The 15842-nt window shown below is 51.2% G+C and carries 13 protein-coding genes; 7 read left to right on the top strand and 6 right to left on the bottom strand.

Annotated elements, in window-relative coordinates; genetic code table 11:
• Nucleotides 1-313 precede the first annotated feature (313 nt).
• Nucleotides 314-1267, bottom strand: coding sequence for a 1,4-dihydroxy-2-naphthoate polyprenyltransferase (locus AC3Y23_RS11950; RefSeq protein WP_379199034.1), 954 nt, complete (start codon nucleotides 1265-1267; stop codon nucleotides 314-316).
• Between the two features lie 214 nt (nucleotides 1268-1481).
• Between AC3Y23_RS11950 and AC3Y23_RS11945 the strand changes: the two genes are divergently transcribed.
• The 3 genes from AC3Y23_RS11945 to AC3Y23_RS11935 all read left to right on the top strand — a co-directional run bounded on the left by AC3Y23_RS11945 (nucleotide 1482) and on the right by AC3Y23_RS11935 (nucleotide 4381).
• A complete protein-coding gene (locus tag AC3Y23_RS11945; protein WP_379199032.1) occupies nucleotides 1482-2105 on the top strand; it encodes an acetate uptake transporter in 624 nt (207 codons plus the stop codon).
• Between the two features lie 209 nt (nucleotides 2106-2314).
• Nucleotides 2315-2791 carry a DsrE/DsrF/DrsH-like family protein gene (locus AC3Y23_RS11940; protein ID WP_379199030.1) on the top strand — a complete coding sequence of 159 codons (477 nt, stop codon included), beginning with the start codon at nucleotides 2315-2317 and terminating at the stop codon, nucleotides 2789-2791.
• 75 nt (nucleotides 2792-2866) lie between these two features.
• A complete protein-coding gene (locus AC3Y23_RS11935; protein WP_379199028.1) occupies nucleotides 2867-4381 on the top strand; it encodes an aminotransferase class V-fold PLP-dependent enzyme in 1515 nt (504 codons plus the stop codon).
• An 82-nt stretch (nucleotides 4382-4463) separates the two neighbouring features.
• Here AC3Y23_RS11935 and AC3Y23_RS11930 read toward each other — a convergent pair whose 3' ends face one another.
• Both AC3Y23_RS11930 and AC3Y23_RS11925 read right to left on the bottom strand, forming a co-directional pair.
• Complete coding sequence (locus AC3Y23_RS11930; RefSeq protein WP_379199026.1) at nucleotides 4464-5381, bottom strand: aldo/keto reductase; 918 nt, start codon at nucleotides 5379-5381, stop codon at nucleotides 4464-4466.
• 63 nt (nucleotides 5382-5444) lie between these two features.
• Nucleotides 5445-6083, bottom strand: coding sequence for a TVP38/TMEM64 family protein (locus tag AC3Y23_RS11925; RefSeq protein ID WP_379199024.1), 639 nt, complete (start codon nucleotides 6081-6083; stop codon nucleotides 5445-5447).
• Between the two features lie 175 nt (nucleotides 6084-6258).
• Here AC3Y23_RS11925 and AC3Y23_RS11920 point away from each other — a divergent pair, with 175 nt between their 5' ends.
• The 3 genes from AC3Y23_RS11920 to AC3Y23_RS11910 all read left to right on the top strand — a co-directional run bounded on the left by AC3Y23_RS11920 (nucleotide 6259) and on the right by AC3Y23_RS11910 (nucleotide 9341).
• Nucleotides 6259-6762 (top strand): GNAT family N-acetyltransferase, encoded by a 504-nt coding sequence (locus AC3Y23_RS11920; RefSeq protein WP_379199022.1) that lies wholly within the window; start codon nucleotides 6259-6261, stop codon nucleotides 6760-6762.
• 140 nt (nucleotides 6763-6902) lie between these two features.
• Nucleotides 6903-7748: a DUF72 domain-containing protein gene (locus tag AC3Y23_RS11915; RefSeq protein ID WP_379199020.1), complete on the top strand. Its 846-nt coding sequence runs from the start codon at nucleotides 6903-6905 to the stop codon at nucleotides 7746-7748.
• Nucleotides 7749-7871: 123 nt separating this feature from the next.
• On the top strand, nucleotides 7872-9341 hold the full coding sequence (locus AC3Y23_RS11910; RefSeq protein WP_379199018.1) for an alpha-amylase: 1470 nt from the start codon (nucleotides 7872-7874) through the stop codon (nucleotides 9339-9341).
• Between the two features lie 100 nt (nucleotides 9342-9441).
• On the opposite strand, the gene mprF is transcribed toward AC3Y23_RS11910, so the two are convergent.
• Entirely contained in the window at nucleotides 9442-12093 is a 2652-nt protein-coding gene (gene mprF / locus AC3Y23_RS11905) for a bifunctional lysylphosphatidylglycerol flippase/synthetase MprF (RefSeq protein ID WP_379199016.1), read from the bottom strand.
• Nucleotides 12094-12492: 399 nt separating this feature from the next.
• On the opposite strand from mprF, the gene AC3Y23_RS11900 reads away from it, so the two are divergent.
• Nucleotides 12493-12936 carry a hypothetical protein gene (locus AC3Y23_RS11900; protein WP_379199014.1) on the top strand — a complete coding sequence of 148 codons (444 nt, stop codon included), beginning with the start codon at nucleotides 12493-12495 and terminating at the stop codon, nucleotides 12934-12936.
• A gap of 99 nt (nucleotides 12937-13035) precedes the next feature.
• Here the strand turns inward: AC3Y23_RS11900 and AC3Y23_RS11895 are convergent, their stop codons facing one another.
• Nucleotides 13036-13941 carry a DMT family transporter gene (locus tag AC3Y23_RS11895; protein ID WP_379199012.1) on the bottom strand — a complete coding sequence of 302 codons (906 nt, stop codon included), beginning with the start codon at nucleotides 13939-13941 and terminating at the stop codon, nucleotides 13036-13038.
• A gap of 86 nt (nucleotides 13942-14027) precedes the next feature.
• Nucleotides 14028-15689: a glycerol-3-phosphate dehydrogenase/oxidase gene (locus AC3Y23_RS11890; protein WP_379199010.1), complete on the bottom strand. Its 1662-nt coding sequence runs from the start codon at nucleotides 15687-15689 to the stop codon at nucleotides 14028-14030.
• Nucleotides 15690-15842 lie beyond the last annotated feature (153 nt).

Raw genomic sequence — 15842 nt, 5'->3', positions numbered from 1 at the left:
CCTCCGGCCGCTCTTGCCGAGGCCAGAGCAACCTTGATTAGCGCCATAATAAGCACCGCATCTTCCGGAGCAACCATACTCTTGCCTGTTGAAACTGTGTCCGTAAGAATATCCGGAAACTGACGGAGGTAATCCCTTATATTGGATTACATTACCTTATTCTAGCGGAAACCGTGCCCTCTTACTATCCTTAATGACACATTGTTCGGGAAAAAGATGACGCTTTGCACAAACTGCAATAATTTGGCACAATTCAAAAAGCAGCACCCTCGGAACCCTTCCGAAAGGTGCTGCTAGAATAAAATGAATGATATCAAACGAAATTCTGCAGGAGTATTGCTATTCCCAGAACTATAATGCGGGCAGCATTCATCAGGATGAAATTTATGACTGAAAGAATAAATGTGCTGGCCTTCTCCTGCTTCGCATGGAATGCTACGACATTGCGACGAAGCGGAATCAGGGTCAGGAGAATCAGCAGGACGAGCACCGGATGGACCTTAAGAAGCAATAGCACTACAAGGTCAAGATAAGAGACATAATATAGTAGCTTGAACAATAAAAGTGCACGGTCTTTACCGATATAGACAGGAAGAGTGTATCGACGGTTCTCGATATCCTCCTCAATGTCGCATATATTGTTCGCCAGCATAATGCCCGAAATCCCCAGAATGGCTGGTACAGAGAACCAGAAGAGGTAGATGACCTCTACAAGATTAATATGAAGATTAACCCAGCCTTCCTGAATCAGTAGCGAGACGACACTATTGTCGGTATGTATATAGGCCGAGATGAAAATAATGACGAAGCCCATGAATAACCCTGAGAACAGCTCACCCAGCGGCATCCGCGAGATCGGGATCGGTCCGAAGGAATACAGAACACCAATGAGGAACGACAATCCGCCCAGCAGGAAGACCAGCAGCCCTGTCTGTGATACCAGTGCAATTCCGCCCCCGGCAGCCAGCGCCAGCAGGATGATAATGGTCGTGACCACCGTGCGCTCTTTCAGCTTAAAATGAACGATGGCATTATGTGTCTCATAGCCGTATCCATCGGTTTTGGACGCTTTTTTGAAATCATAATAATTGTTAATCGCCGTCGTAGCCATATCAAAGCTCAGCAAAGAAATGAACATCAGTCCAAACCGCAGTACATAAAAATCCTCGAACCGGTACAAGGCATATAGCGTCCCCATTAGAAAAGGAATCATGCTGGCTGCCTTCGTCGGCAACTCTACAAACTTCAGAAAACTTTTTACATTCAAATCCATCACCCTTATCACTTAAATGAAACGTTCATAACATAGAGACATTATATCGTAAATTGTAAGTTGCCTGTCAGGAATCGACAGGAAATGAACAAAAAATCATTCCAGAGAAGCAGGGCAATATGATATGATAGGCAGGCCAATAACAGCGCCCTTTCCGGGTGCTGTTGTCATGAGCGAACACTTTTAAATAATGGAGGCATTAACTGTTATGTCAGCGCAACCGCAATCCCCCCAATCCGTCAAGATCATCACTGCCGATCCTGGTGCCATTGGCCTGTTCGGACTAGCTATCGTCACGCTGGTCGCATCTTCACAGAAGCTCGAGATTACCTCGGGTCTCAGCTATGTCATTCCCTGGGCTATTTTCCTGGGCGCCTTCGCCCAGCTATTTGCCAGCATTCAGGATGCCAAGCACAATAATACCTTCGGTATGACCGCCTTTGGAGCCTATGCTTTCTTCTGGTTCGGTATGGCTGCTAGCTGGCTGATCAAGCTCGGTGTATTCGGAACAACCCTGGCTGAAGCTGTGGATCCTAAGCAACTCGGATTTGTGTTCCTTGGATACCTGATCTTCACCCTCTTCATGACGATCGGTGCCGTGGAAGCCAATAAGGTCCTGCTGATCATCTTCATCCTGATCGACTTCCTGTTCCTGGGTCTGACGTTTGATTCTTTCGGGATTGCGGCTGAAGCCTTTCATAAGCTGGCTGCCTTTGCAGAGCTAGGTATCGCTATGGTCTCCTTCTATGGCTGTGGTGCATCGGTTCTGAACGCTCACTTTGGACGTTCGTTCCTGCCAATGGGCGCACCACTGCGTATTTTCAAAAAATAAGGATTCAATTCCTGTATCAAAAACAACGGATAAACGTACACATCTGCCATTCTGGGGGAGCACGTTTATCCTTTTTTTATGCAGATGTGCTGTTCCTCACGGGTTTTCATAAGCTCCTGCTGGAGTGCGAACAAGTTGTGACAAAAGCATAGTTCTTGCTGGCCTAACCATACTAAGCTCATTCCAAGAGGATCACGGAGGGATGGCTGATGGGTAAAAAGATGAATCTGCTGATGTTCAGCGGGGACTATGACAAAGCAATGGCCGGATTGATTCTGGCGAATACTGCTCGGGATATCGAATGTGAGGTGACCATGTTCTTTGCGTTTTGGGGACTGTTCCTAGTGCGTGATCCGGAGAAGATGACACTGGAGGACAAAACTATTTACGAGAAGCTGATGGATGTCATGACTCCCAAAGGGCCGGAACAGCTGCCCCTGTCGCGGATGAATTTCAGCGGGCTGGGCCGGATGATGCTGGAGGAGATGATGGAAGCGCAGGGTGCGCCGAAGCTGATTCATTTTCTCAAGGGGGCACGTAAAAAGAACATCAAGTTCTACGCCTGCAAGCTTTCTGTGGAAATCATGGGCTTCAAGCCGGAGGAATTTCTGCCGGAAGTTGAGATTATTGATGCGGCAGCCTATTTGAAGGATGCGCTTGAGAGTGACATGCAGCTGTTCATATAGTTCATGGGCTTAGGCGTTAACCTATTCCCGGGGCGGGGCATATACTGAGGCCAAAGAAACTACAGGCTGGAGGGAATGTCCTTGCTGAATATCATCCCCACCTCTCCCCGGAAGACGCCGTCTTCGCTGCAAACTTATTTTGCATCCTTTCGGGAGCATATCATCGGAACAGGATTTACCCTTACGACGCCCTATGGCAGACAGCCTCTCTTGTACGCTGACTGGACCGCCAGCGGACGTCTCTATGAGCCCATTGAGCGCCGAATGCTGGAGACTTTCGGCCCTTATGTCAGTAACCCTCATACTGAATCTAACACTACTGGACTGACGATGACCCTGGCCTATACTGAGGCCCGGAATATTATTAAAGCCCATGTCCACGCTGGGCCACAGGATGTACTGCTCTTCTGCGGCAACGGCACCACTGGGGCAATTAACAAGCTCCAGCGCATTCTGGGTCTGAAAATGCCAGAATGGCTGGACGGTAGGCACCTTAGCCCCGAAGACCGCCCGGTCATCTTCGTCAGCCACATGGAGCATCATTCCAACCTCCTGCCCTGGCAGGAGAGTCTGGCTGATGTCGTTACCATTCCGCCGAGAGCGGACGGAAACATCGACCTCAATCAGCTTGAATACCTGCTGCGTATATATCGGCACCGGCGCCTGAAGATCGGCGCCTTCACGGCCTGCTCCAATGTGACAGGCATCCGCACGCCCTACCATAGGCTCGCCGCGGCCATGCATCGCCACGACGGGGTTTGCTTTGTTGATTTTGCCGCAAGTGCACCCTATGAGCCGATTGATATGCATCCGGCTTCACCGCTGGAGAAGCTCGATGCGATCTTCTTCTCCCCGCACAAATTCCTCGGCGGGCCCGGAAGCAGCGGCGTGCTGCTGTTCGACTCCGCCCTCTATAGCAGCCGCCTTCCTGATGAGCCCGGTGGTGGCACCGTTGTCTGGGTCGATGCCTGGGGCGGCCGCAGCTACATAGAGGATATAGAAACCCGTGAGGACGGTGGCACGCCTGGATTTCTGCAGGCCTTCCGCACTGCACTAGCTATTCACCTGAAGGAGGCTATGAACGGAGACGGTGAATACATACTGCTCAGGGAGAGGGAACTGTGCCAACAGCTACTGGCCGGACTACAAACCATACCCGGCTTAACCGTATTGGCTGGAGACCAGCAGGAGCGACTCGGGATTGTTTCCTTTACGATGCGTGATATCCACTATAACCTCGCAGTACAGCTACTGAACGATCGGTTTGGCATTCAGGCCCGTGGCGGCTGTTCTTGCGCAGGTCCCTATGGCCATCATCTGCTGGGGCTCGGTCCCAAGGTCTCCGCTGGTTTCATCAAGGCTATTCACAATGGGGATCAGTCACTCAAGCCAGGCTGGGTCCGGCTTTCGCTCCACCCCACCATGACGGATAAAGAAGTGGCGCGAATGGTCTCAGCCATTCGCGCCATCATACTGCATATTGAAGAGTGGAGACAGGATTACAGGTATAATCCCACGACCAATGGCTGGCAGCACATCACTACCGCCGCTCCGGCGACGAAGGATGCCGCCGGGTGGTTTACTTTGTGAGGGCCGTTTAACTTGCTGATCTCCCGCATAACGAAAATCTGGATTTCTGGTCAGCGAGGCGCCCTATTAGCAAAACATCCCACTATTGGGATTGCCCGTCCTTTACCATGTCCAGATCGGCGGCAGCCGCATTGGCGATAACCTGTGCAACATCCTTACAACCAGGAATTACACTTGTAACTGCAGAATGCTGAAGGCACCAACCCAAAGCCCATTGCGCCATCGGAATCCCCTCCGGCACTTCGTTCTCTGCAATCCTCGCAACTTCCAGCAGCTGCTTATGCCGCGTGTCCGCATTATGATTCGCCCGAACATCACCGGCCGGGAAGGCTGCATCCGGTTTATATTTGCCGCTAAGATAGCCACTGGCAAGCGGTACCCGTGCTAGCACACCCAGGTTATGCTTAGCGCATAGCGGGAAGACTTCTTCTTCGGGTCCGCGCTCCAGGCGATTGTACACGACTTGAATCGCTTCTGCTCCAACTGCCTGAGCAGAGGCTGTCTGGTGAACACCTTTGCCAGAGGCGCTGATGGAGATCCCTAAGTGGCGAATTTTGCCGGCCTGCACCTGTCTATCCAGCATGCTCCAGAGTTTATCGTTATCAAACTCGGCATCGGTTCCCGAATGGAACTGGTAGAGATCGATATACTCGGTGTGGAGCGATTTAAGCGAATCATCCAGTTGCTTCAGCACTTGATCGGCGCTCCAAAGCTGTTCCCGCTGAAGATGTCCCGTGAATCCGTGGCCGAACTTAGTCGCCACAATCCAGTCCTCGCGATTGCGACGAGCCAGATAGTTACCAATGAACCTCTCCGACAAATGGTCGCCGTAACATTCTGCCGTATCAATCAGATTGATACCAAGTTCTCCGGATTTGTCCAGCATGGAATCAACTTCGTTCTGGGTAAAATCCTTTCCCCATTCCCCGCCAAACTGCCAGGTCCCAATTCCGATCACAGACACATTGAGTCCCGTGCTTCCAAGCTTACGGTATTTCATAACGGCACCTCTTCCTTTCATATCTGGAGTTTAATTTAAACTTAGATCTTCACTACTTGTCCTCTATGTTACTTTCTGTTCAATCTCTTTGCCACTGCTGCCATCAATTGCTGTTCTGGTAAAATAGCTTTCGATGGCTTTGACGCCCCAGAAAGACAACGCTATAAAGAGCAGTACATACAGTCCTTCCGCAGGATGATGAATAAATCGCTCCAGATCATTGCCGATATAAGAGACGGCAAACACCATAATGGCTTTGCCCGCGATCAAGGCGAGCAGATAGGAACGCAGCCGCATTCCGGCAAGTCCTGCAGCCATATTAATGACGACGAATGGCCCAACGGGAAACAAACTAAGCAGAAACACATAGCTGAAGCCCCGTTGGCGTACCCAAGTCATGCTCTTCGCCACCTTTGGGCGCAAAGCCCATTTGCGCAGATAAGGGTGAGAAGCGATTTTGCGGACAATCAGAAAGGTCGTTACACAGCCCGCGACCAGACCAATCCACGAATACAGAAAGCCTAGCCACAAGCCATACACTGCACCGTTCAAACCGACGATAGCAATGGTAGGCAGGGGCGGCACAAATGATTTCATAAAAGTTAACGCAATGCCCGGAAAAGGTCCGAACGAACGATATTGTTCCAGCATGTGCCGCAGATTATCCTCTGTCAGCCATGAAGCGATATCCAGATAGTACATAACGGGCCGCTCTCCTCATCCATCCTGTAATAGTAGCTCCATGCCACCTCAGGTTAATCATCTAATTATACAATACATTAGGACAAATTGACGTCGTGAATTCGGCATGGACACCTTCATCTTACACCCATAGCTCTGTTATAATCTGGGTTAATTGATGGGAAGGAGACCGATCATGTATATTCAATCGAGTTCCATACACTTACGGACAACCACTGAGCAGGACCTTGACTTCGTGCTGGCCGCTGAACAGGCGGAGGACAACCGCAGATATATTGGCCAATGGAAGCGGGAGCAGCATAAGGCGGCGCTTGCTGAAGAGGATGTACTTCATTTCATCATACTGGATGCCAATGGAGAACGGGCCGGATATGTTATTCTGACAGGAATGCACGACCCCAATCTAACCGTTTGCATCATGCGCCTTGTCATTGTGGCCAAAGGGCACGGATATGGACCTGAAGCACTGCGACTGTTGATCGATTGGATATTTAACCATACGGAGACGCACCGGCTATGGCTGGACGTCAGGGATGAGAACACGCGGGCGCAGCGTATTTACCATCGCCAGGGATTCAGACTGGAAGGGACTCTGCGAGAATGCATCAAGGTCGGCGACACCTTTGAATCACTGCGGATCATGTCCATCCTACGGCCCGAGTATGAAGGACGGGCCTAGGTCCGGCCATTAAAATACCCTACGGTCCTTAACCTGCCGTTGATGTATTGTCTGTTTGCGAAAGAGTATTTTTAGTTTATATAGAAGTTACATTGTATTTTAAGAACATCCAGAGAAAGCAGCCAAGGAGGAGAACACCTTTGATCAAAATAGGGCTGACGGGCTTCGGCGACCATGAAGAATTGTACGGTAAAATCAAACCGGCCGAGCGATTGTCTACGTACAGCGCCCATTTTTCCATCGTAGAAATCGATAGTTCCTTCTACGCGGTTCAGCCAGTCAGAAATTATATGAAATGGGTCAACCAGACACCAGACGGATTTCAGTTCATCGTGAAGGCCTATCAGGGGATGACTGGCCATTTACGCGATAAAAAGAATTACTTTGATACAAAAGACGCCATGTTCGCCGCTTTCCACGAATCGATCCAGCCTGTTATCCAATCCGGCAAGTTGGCCATGACCCTGTTCCAATTCCCACCCTGGTTCGACTGCACGAAGGAGAATGTGGATATGCTGCGCGATATCAGAGCTCGGATGAAAGAGGTGCCCTGCGCTCTGGAATTTCGCCATGAGAGCTGGTACAGCCCGGCGTTCCGCGATAAGACGCTGCATTTCATGGCGCGTGAGGGTTGGATTCATACCGTAGTGGATGAACCACAGGCCGGGGCTGGCTCGATTCCAATTGTAGCCGTAGCGACTTCCCCGGATATCACTTATGTGCGGCTGCACGGCCGCAATATCTCCGGCTGGCATCAAAGCAGCCACCCCGATTGGCGTAAACTGCGCTATCTATACCGGTATGACCGGGAGGAACTCATTGAGTGGAAGGAACGTCTGCAACAGCTGGAGAAGAACTGTCGTAAGCTCTACGTAGTCTTCAACAACAATTCCGGCGGCGATGCTACAGACAACGCCAAGGAGCTTCAGGACATGCTCGGCATAGACGGTGGCCTGGCTCCGCGCCAGCTAGATCTGTTTCAATGACTTGAAAAAAGATCATGACATCTGCAAGAAACTGGTATTCCCTCCCTTTAAAAAGTGAAGAATAACAGAAGAAGCCTAAAGAGAGATCTGAAAGTTGCTAACAGCAGCGAAGGAGGCAGATGGATGCAGAGAAATCATACGATGATGCAGTTTTTCGAGTGGCATGTCACCGCCGACGGGAAGCACTGGAAACATCTCGCGGAAATGGCGCCAGGGCTGAGAAGCACCGGTATTGACGCCATATGGATTCCGCCCGTGACCAAGGCCGTCTCCGCAGAAGACACCGGATATGGTGTCTATGACCTCTATGATCTGGGTGAATATGACCAAAAAGGTACAGTACGCACCAAATATGGTACCAAGCAAGAGCTGATCGACGCCATTGCCGAGTGCCAAAAAAACGCCATCGCTGTATATGTGGATCTGGTCATGAACCATAAAGCCGGTGCGGATGAGACTGAGGTATTCAAGGTAGTCGAGGTCGATCCCCATGACCGAACGAAAGAAATTTCGCAGCCGTTCGAAATCGAGGGATGGACCAAGTTCACTTTTCCGGGACGCGGAGAGGAGCATTCTCCCTTCAAGTGGAATTTCGACCATTTCAATGGCACAGACTTCAATGCCAAGGAAGGCCGCTCCGGCGTATTTCGTATTGTAGGTGAGAACAAGACCTGGAATAAGAATGTGGATGATGAATTCGGCAACTATGATTATCTGATGTTCGCGAATATTGATTACAGTCATCCCGAAGTCAGAAAGGAAATGCTCCGGTGGGGAGGGTGGCTGGTGGATACACTGCAATGCAGCGGCTATCGTCTCGACGCCATCAAGCACATTAACCATGAATTCATAAAGGAATTTGCAGCGGAAATGGTACACAAGCGCGGGGAGGATTTCTACCTTGTAGGGGAATTCTGGAATCCCGACCTTGCCTCCTGCCGCGAATTTCTGGACACGGTGGATTATCGGATTGATCTCTTTGACGTATCGTTGCATTACAAGCTGTACTCTGCAGCCCTTGGCGGACGGGATTTTGATCTCCGCACCATTTTTAATGATACATTGGTGCAGAGCCATCCCGGCAATGCCGTCACCTTCGTCGACAACCATGACTCCCAGCCCCATGAGGCGCTGGAATCATGGGTCGGTGACTGGTTCAAGCAGATTGCCTATGCCCTCATTCTGCTGCGCCGCGACGGGTACCCGGTCGTCTTCTACGGCGACTATTACGGAATCGGCGGCCCAGCCCCGATCGAAGGCAAAAAAGCCGCGATCGACCCGTTGCTATATGCTCGCTACCACAAGGCTTACGGGGAGCAGAAGGATTATTTTGACCACCCCAATACGATCGGCTGGGTACGTCTTGGTGTGAAGGAGATTGCAGGCTCCGGCTGTGCAGTTGTGATCTCCAATGGAGACAAGGGTGAGAAGCGGATGCTGGTAGGCAAGCACCGAGCTGGTGAGGTATGGGTGGATTTCACCGGTACCCACAAGGAATCGCTTACCATTGGACAGGACGGCTGGGCCGTCTTTCCCGTGAGTGGCGGAAGCGTCTCCGTCTGGGCCCTTCCCGGCGAGGCGAATGAAGAATAGGGCAGACAATATCAATCACATATTTGGCAGCAAATAAAAGAACCCATCTCTCCACGTAATGGTGAGAATGGGTTCTTTATGTATATCTAGTCCAGAAAATCTACTCCTCCGTCTCCGGATGCTTGGATACGAGCCGCACGAGATCCACTGTCAGAATCGGTAGTTGCAGGGAAGCCGGGTACGCAAGATAACGAGGTTCCCACTCCGGACCAAACTTCTCCTTGTAGCGGCGTAGACCGGAGAAGCCGTACCAATGGCCCCCCTTCTTGAAGACCAGACGGGCGAGCTTCTCTTCTCGAAGCGCACCAGCATTCTGACCGACACTGGAGAGAGGGGCATTGCCAAGATTGAATCTTCGATAGCCCTGCTCCTTGGCCCATTCCATCAATGTGATGAATAGATAATCCATTGTCCCGTTCGGCGCCTGTTTCCGGTGACGCATCAGATCGATGGAGAGTGTCATACCCCCGTCATACCCCGGAACAAGGGTGGCAAAGGCCACCACCTCCCCGGAAGCCCCTCTCAGCAGTGCAATCGGAGCAAGCTGCAGATAGGATTCCTTGAACCAGCCGAGCGAATACCCTTTTTCCGTCCGTCCGCCCAGCCACTCCCCCGAAATCGAGTGCAAATCTGTAATCAGGAGGGCAGAATGCGGCGGCTGCGATATTTCAAACTGGTATCCTTCCCGTTCAAAACGGTTGTTAACACTGCGCAGGTCGGCATTCTTGCGGCCACTGAGCGTGAACGTCTCCAATGGTACCATAGCTTCTTCCCCAAGTTTGAAGAAATGGTAGCCTTGCTCATGATACACCGGCAAGAACGCAGGCGTAGCCTGATAGAAGACAACAGACAGCCCATACTTGTCCGCCTCCTGCCGGAACTCGCTGATGGCGTTGTTAATAAGCTCCTTCGGTCCCAACGGATCACCAAGTACTACAAGCTTGTCACGCACCCGGGAATAAGGGAGCAGCACTTCCCCACCCTGTGCCCAATAGAAGCTTTTATCCCCTAGAAACAGCATATGGGTCAGGGAATTACCGGGCACCTTATTCAGAAACTGTGTGAGCCGGTCCATGTCCGCAGGGCCAGATAGCTCCTCTGAGCTGCGGTGGGGCCTGAGTGTGACGAACATCGTCAACAGGAGCCAGGAGAAGATAAGCCCGCTGGCAGCAGTAAAGGCAACATTACTGTGTCGTTGCAGCCACTCCGGATGAATGCCTGGCGGAAGATGCTTCAGAAAACCACGATGCACATGACTGCCGAGCAAATAATAGATCACGGCAATCACTGAAGTCAGCGCCAACCACCTAGCCGTACTCTGCCGGCTGACCGGTGCACTGACCCGGTAAAACCGCGCTCTAGAAATCCAAAGGATCACCCCAACCACCAGCAGGAAGATAGCCTCTTCGTAATCAAAACCTTTGGTAAACGCAAACAGCGCACCGCCCAAGAGCGAGAGGCTGGTCCAAGTATAGGCCCTGCGGATCCGCAGGGAGATGCCTCGCGACAACAGGATGAGCATAAAGCCAATCAAGACAGATAAATGATGCGATAGCCGCATGATCGGAAATGACAGCAGCTCTTCCGTGATCTCCAGCCGGTACAACAGTTCCGGCGTTGCTGCCGACAGCAGCAGAATGAGACCGCTGGCAAAGACCAGTTTGCCTAGCGCCCATACCCCAAGGTCGCTGAGGAAGGTGTACTGTCCCGGCCAGCGCCAGATTTTCTGCCACAGGTTCAGTGAGGGCTCCAGTCCCTGCGTTGCGCGTTCAAGCATCTTTCTGCCCTGCAGCCCGATTTCCAATGCGGCCAGCACGAGGCCGATCAGCCAAGGAATCAGATAATAGAACAAACGGAATATTACCAGCACCGCCATAGCCTGATCAGTCTGATACCCCATTTGGGTCAGCCCCAGAAGCGCGATAAGGTCGAACGCCCCGATCCCGCCGGGAGCCATACTGAGAATACCAGCGATGGCCGCAACCGTATAAATGCTGAAGATGGTCACAAAATGTACACCACCCAGCAGATGATGACCAATCGACCAGAATGTAATACCGGCAAACAGCCATTCGAGGAAAGATGCACCGACCGAACTGCCTACCGTGATCCACGGTGTTCGTCCCTGCCCACGGTTAATCCACTTCGCATACAGCGCCGACCGCTGTACGAATACAAAGAATGGCAGGTAAAGCGCCATACCCCAGACTGCGAACACCAGCCACCGGTGCTCATGCATCAGTCCCGCTGCGGGTAGAATACCAAAGATGTTGCCCCAGGATAACAGGGACAACCCTGTAATCATAAGTGGCGACAGGAAGACGATCGCCGGTGTCAGAACGGCCGAGGACACGCCGCTCTTCTTGTATAGCAAGGTCCGTAAGCCTACACCAGCCAGCCCGGCAAAGCCAATCAGGTTGTTGAATGTATTGGCAATCCATGCATAACGGAACGTGCTCCATACACTAACCTTCAGCTTGAAATGAGCACGAATCAAATAGTCATACGCACTCATTACCGCTACCGCAAGCAATGCAATGCCCATCATCTGAAAGATGGATGATGCCGGAACTCCCTTTAGCTCGCGGAGCGTGCGTCCCAAATGAACCTGTTTCAGTTCATGCTGTCCTTCCCAATATACAAGCGCAATAATCGCCAGCGGAAAAAGAGCGCGTACTGCCCGAATCCGGTAAATGGATATCAATAGCCTTACAATCTTGAACCGCTCCAGCGCCTCTTTCATTGAATGCATAACTCCACCTGCCCTTGCTGCTGCCACACGTTCCACCGGCAAAACCTGCCGCACTGTCCTTGGTTCGGACAGCAGTTCATGTGCAAGAATTTCAACTTGTCCATTATAACAATACGTAAACCGGCTGGCATGTAACAAACAGCACCAGTAGCCATCTGATTACCTCTAATCTATAAGACTGAATTTAAAGCCTATTCCCTGCAATATGAACTTTTTTATTTTACCAAAAACTAGTTCTGGTATCCCCTTTACCATCCATCCTATAGGAGCCTGCTTCCATAGTTTACTAAGAGCGTAACCAAAAAAGTACGCCTGTGCAACTTTATAGTGGAAACGCAGGTATTGATAGCTACGTAAAAAAGAAATAGGTGATGAATAGCACATAACGGAGGGAGCCGCATGAGAGAACTTTATTTCAGTGACAATTTCTTCAGTAAGGGAATTACTCCGATCATGGACGTATCCGGCCAGTTCGCCGGGGAACTCGACCTACACAGCGCATTTAGTACTGCAATATCGGTATACGGACCGGATAAAAACAAGCTTTTCCACGGTCGGTTCCCCTTCTTCTCTTCTAAGTGGGAAGTGTCGAATCACGAAGGAAATGTACTGGGCAGGCTACGTTCCAGATTCTCATTCGGTTCCAAAAAATACGAATACGATGCGGGAGCGAGAGGCATCTACAGTATTGTCTCCCCGATGTTTTCCAAACTCTATACCATTGAAAACAACTACGGCAGACAGTCTGCCACTTTCCAACAGGTAAACGGCTGGCTGCAATCGAGAGCTTATCGGCTGCTTGGTTCCAAGAAAAAAAGGACGAAGTCAGGTATAACCACCTGATTCCGTCCTCTTTCGCTGAAAGAGAGCCCCGTCCAATTGTTAAAGGCACCTTCCCCCATATTAGATTGCCTAGTTCCCAGGTAAGAAAACGAACTGGAGCTATGCCCCCTTGTCCAAATTCCCGGCTATATCGACCGTCTTACGCCGGCCGCCTCTTCGGTTAACCAGTGTTACACTCAGCAAGATAATGACCAAGCCGAGTATCGTGTTCAAATATACTTGTTCATGTAGAAATAACACACCCCAGACCACCCCGAAGACAGGCACTAGGAATGTTACACTGGCCGTTTTCACGGCGCCCACATTGTGGATCAGTCTAAAGTAGATTAGATATGCGATGGAGGTACACAAGATCGATAACCCAATAACCGAGTATACCGCCGCCGCTGTAGGCATCTGCCGGGGCATAAATATAATTGCGAGTGGCAAGAGCAGTACACTCGCTCCGAGCTGCTGTCCGATCGCAAGCGTCAACGGCTCTACCCCTTTCCCGGCGCGGGCAGCATACAAGCCCCCAAAACCATAAGACAACGCGGCGCCAAGGGAGAACAATACCGACATCAATACCTTGCCCTCCAGCGGCACCGGACTCCAGCCCACAAGGACAATGACACCAAGCACACCAATGATCAATCCTAGGCTCTTAGAACGTCCGGGCTTCTCTTGGTGCGTGCCCCAAGCTGCCAACGCTGTGAACATGGGCGTGGTGGCATTCAGTATGGCGGCCAGCGAAGCACTCAGATGCAGCTCAGCCATACAGATCAGCGTGAAGGGCAACGCCGCATTCAAACCACCCAGCACGAGAAATGGCTTCCAGTGTCGCCACAACCCCAGTTTACGCCGGGTCACCAGCGCATAGAGAAGCAGAGCGGCGGCAGCCATACTCACCCGCAGCTCCGTGGTGAAGACAGGACCAAACACAGGGGAAGCAATCCGCATGAACAAGAAGGATGCGCCCCAGATGAGAGCCAATAAAAGCAGCATTGAGAAATCTTTACGGCCCAATTTCAAAGCCCCTCCCTTCTAGATCACTCTTTTTAACGTAATCTTTATACTACTACAGGAGGGGTAGAATTCAACGATTTTTGTGCTTAAGCATCCGCAGCCTGAATCGCCTCGGCCAACCGGTCATTTAATTCCTGGGCATACTGAGCCGTCAATTCTGTCGTCCATCCGAAATATTTTTCCATATAGGCAATTACTTCATCCTTCCATTCCACTACCCAGGCTATATTGAAGAAAAGCGCACCCGTGCGGCGGATAAAAAAGTCCACCGGCTTCAGCGTCATTTCCTCTTCTATTGAATACAGAAGAGCAGCCAGCAAGGATACCGGCAGTCTTGCCGACTCTGCTTCAAGATCGTGCTTCTCCATTAACGCATAAACTTCGCCGATGTTAGAACCGTATCTCCGTACCAGTTGCTCCGCCTCAAGCGGCGATAGCCCCAGTCTCGTTCCTTCCGGAATACGTTCCTGCACAAAGTTCTTATATTGAATGGAGCCCCCGACATCACCGCCGGAGATCGGCATGTGCACAGTCTGGCATCCAGAAATAGCATTAAGTCCGGCAGCGCTCCGTTGCTTTGCGACCAAATCCACCACCGTCTCCGCCATTTTGCGGTAGCCGGTCAGCTTGCCTCCAGCCATAGAGATCAAACCTGAGGCCGAGACAAAAATTTCATCCTTGCGGGAAATCTCGGACGGGCTTTTACCCTCTTGATGTATCAGAGGACGCAATCCTGCCCAGCTGGATTCCACATCATCGTCCGTCAGCTTCATGCCGGGGAACATCTCATTGGCCGCCTGAAGGATATATACCCTATCAGCTTCAGTAACCAGCGGATTTATCAGATCGCCTTTATAATTTGTATCGGTCGTCCCAACATAAGTTTTGTTGTCCCGCGGGATCGCGAACATCATGCGCCCATCCGGAGTATCAAAGTAAATCGCCTGCTTCAGCGGAAAACGCCTCTGGTCGAACACCAGGTGAACGCCCTTGGATAAATGCAGCATTTTACCCTCTTTGGAATGGTCCTTCTCCCGCAGGGTATCTACCCAAGGTCCGGCGGCATTAATGATATGCTTCGCACGAAGCTCATAAGAACGTCCGCTGAACTGATCTAATACTTCAACACCCGCCAACTGCTTATTATCATAAATAAACTGTTCCACCTTGGCGTAGTTCACAGCCAGCGCCCCGTGCCTCACAGCCTCCTTCAATACTTCAATCGTCAGACGGGCATCGTCCGTCCGATACTCCACATAATAGCCCCCGCCCTTAAGACCTTGCTGCCTCAGCAGCGGCTCTTTGCTCAGTGTCTCCCCGGCACTCAGCATCGTTCGGCGCTCTCCCTTCTTGACACCGGCCAAATAGTCGTAGACTCGGAGTCCAAAGGATGTCGAGATTTTCCCGAAGGTACCCCCCTCGTAAATCGGCAGCAGCATCCATTCCGGCGTAGTGACATGAGGCCCATTCTCGTAAACAATCGCCCGCTCTTTGCCCACCTCTGCCACCACCCCAATCTCCAACTGCTTCAAATAGCGGAGTCCGCCATGTACAAGCTTGGTCGAGCGGCTAGAAGTACCCCCGGCAAAATCCTGCATCTCCAAAAGGACAGTCCGCAGGCCGCGGGTCTGTGCGTCCAAAGCAATTCCCGCACCTGTGATGCCTCCCCCGATCACCAATACATCCCATTCCTGTTCCGTCATTTGCTTCAGATATTGATCCCGTTTGCCTGCCGAAAAAGTTCCCATGTCTGTTTCCTCCCATACAAGTAGAAACGGCTTGCCGTCCTCTAAGAGGCGGCATCCGTTACAGCGAGAAATATAAGGATGATTTACACTGTAAAACATATAAATTCTTATATTTGCAAAAAAAAACCACAAACATGCCGGCTGCGATATCTT

This window comes from Paenibacillus sp. MAHUQ-45 (assembly GCF_058133325.1).
The sequence above is the reverse complement of the archived record's forward strand: the minus strand, read 5'-3'. Positions and strand labels throughout refer to the sequence as shown.

Coding starts and splice junctions, on each gene's coding strand:
- AC3Y23_RS11910 (WP_379199018.1), top strand. CDS start 7,872: ATGCAGAGAAATCATACGATGATGCAGTTTTTCGAGTGGCATGTCACC.
- AC3Y23_RS11930 (WP_379199026.1), bottom strand. CDS start 5,381: ATGAAATACCGTAAGCTTGGAAGCACGGGACTCAATGTGTCTGTGATC.
- AC3Y23_RS11945 (WP_379199032.1), top strand. CDS start 1,482: ATGTCAGCGCAACCGCAATCCCCCCAATCCGTCAAGATCATCACTGCC.
- AC3Y23_RS11925 (WP_379199024.1), bottom strand. CDS start 6,083: ATGTACTATCTGGATATCGCTTCATGGCTGACAGAGGATAATCTGCGG.
- AC3Y23_RS11900 (WP_379199014.1), top strand. CDS start 12,493: ATGAGAGAACTTTATTTCAGTGACAATTTCTTCAGTAAGGGAATTACT.
- AC3Y23_RS11920 (WP_379199022.1), top strand. CDS start 6,259: ATGTATATTCAATCGAGTTCCATACACTTACGGACAACCACTGAGCAG.
- AC3Y23_RS11890 (WP_379199010.1), bottom strand. CDS start 15,689: ATGGGAACTTTTTCGGCAGGCAAACGGGATCAATATCTGAAGCAAATG.
- mprF (WP_379199016.1), bottom strand. CDS start 12,093: ATGCATTCAATGAAAGAGGCGCTGGAGCGGTTCAAGATTGTAAGGCTA.
- AC3Y23_RS11940 (WP_379199030.1), top strand. CDS start 2,315: ATGGGTAAAAAGATGAATCTGCTGATGTTCAGCGGGGACTATGACAAA.
- AC3Y23_RS11935 (WP_379199028.1), top strand. CDS start 2,867: ATGTCCTTGCTGAATATCATCCCCACCTCTCCCCGGAAGACGCCGTCT.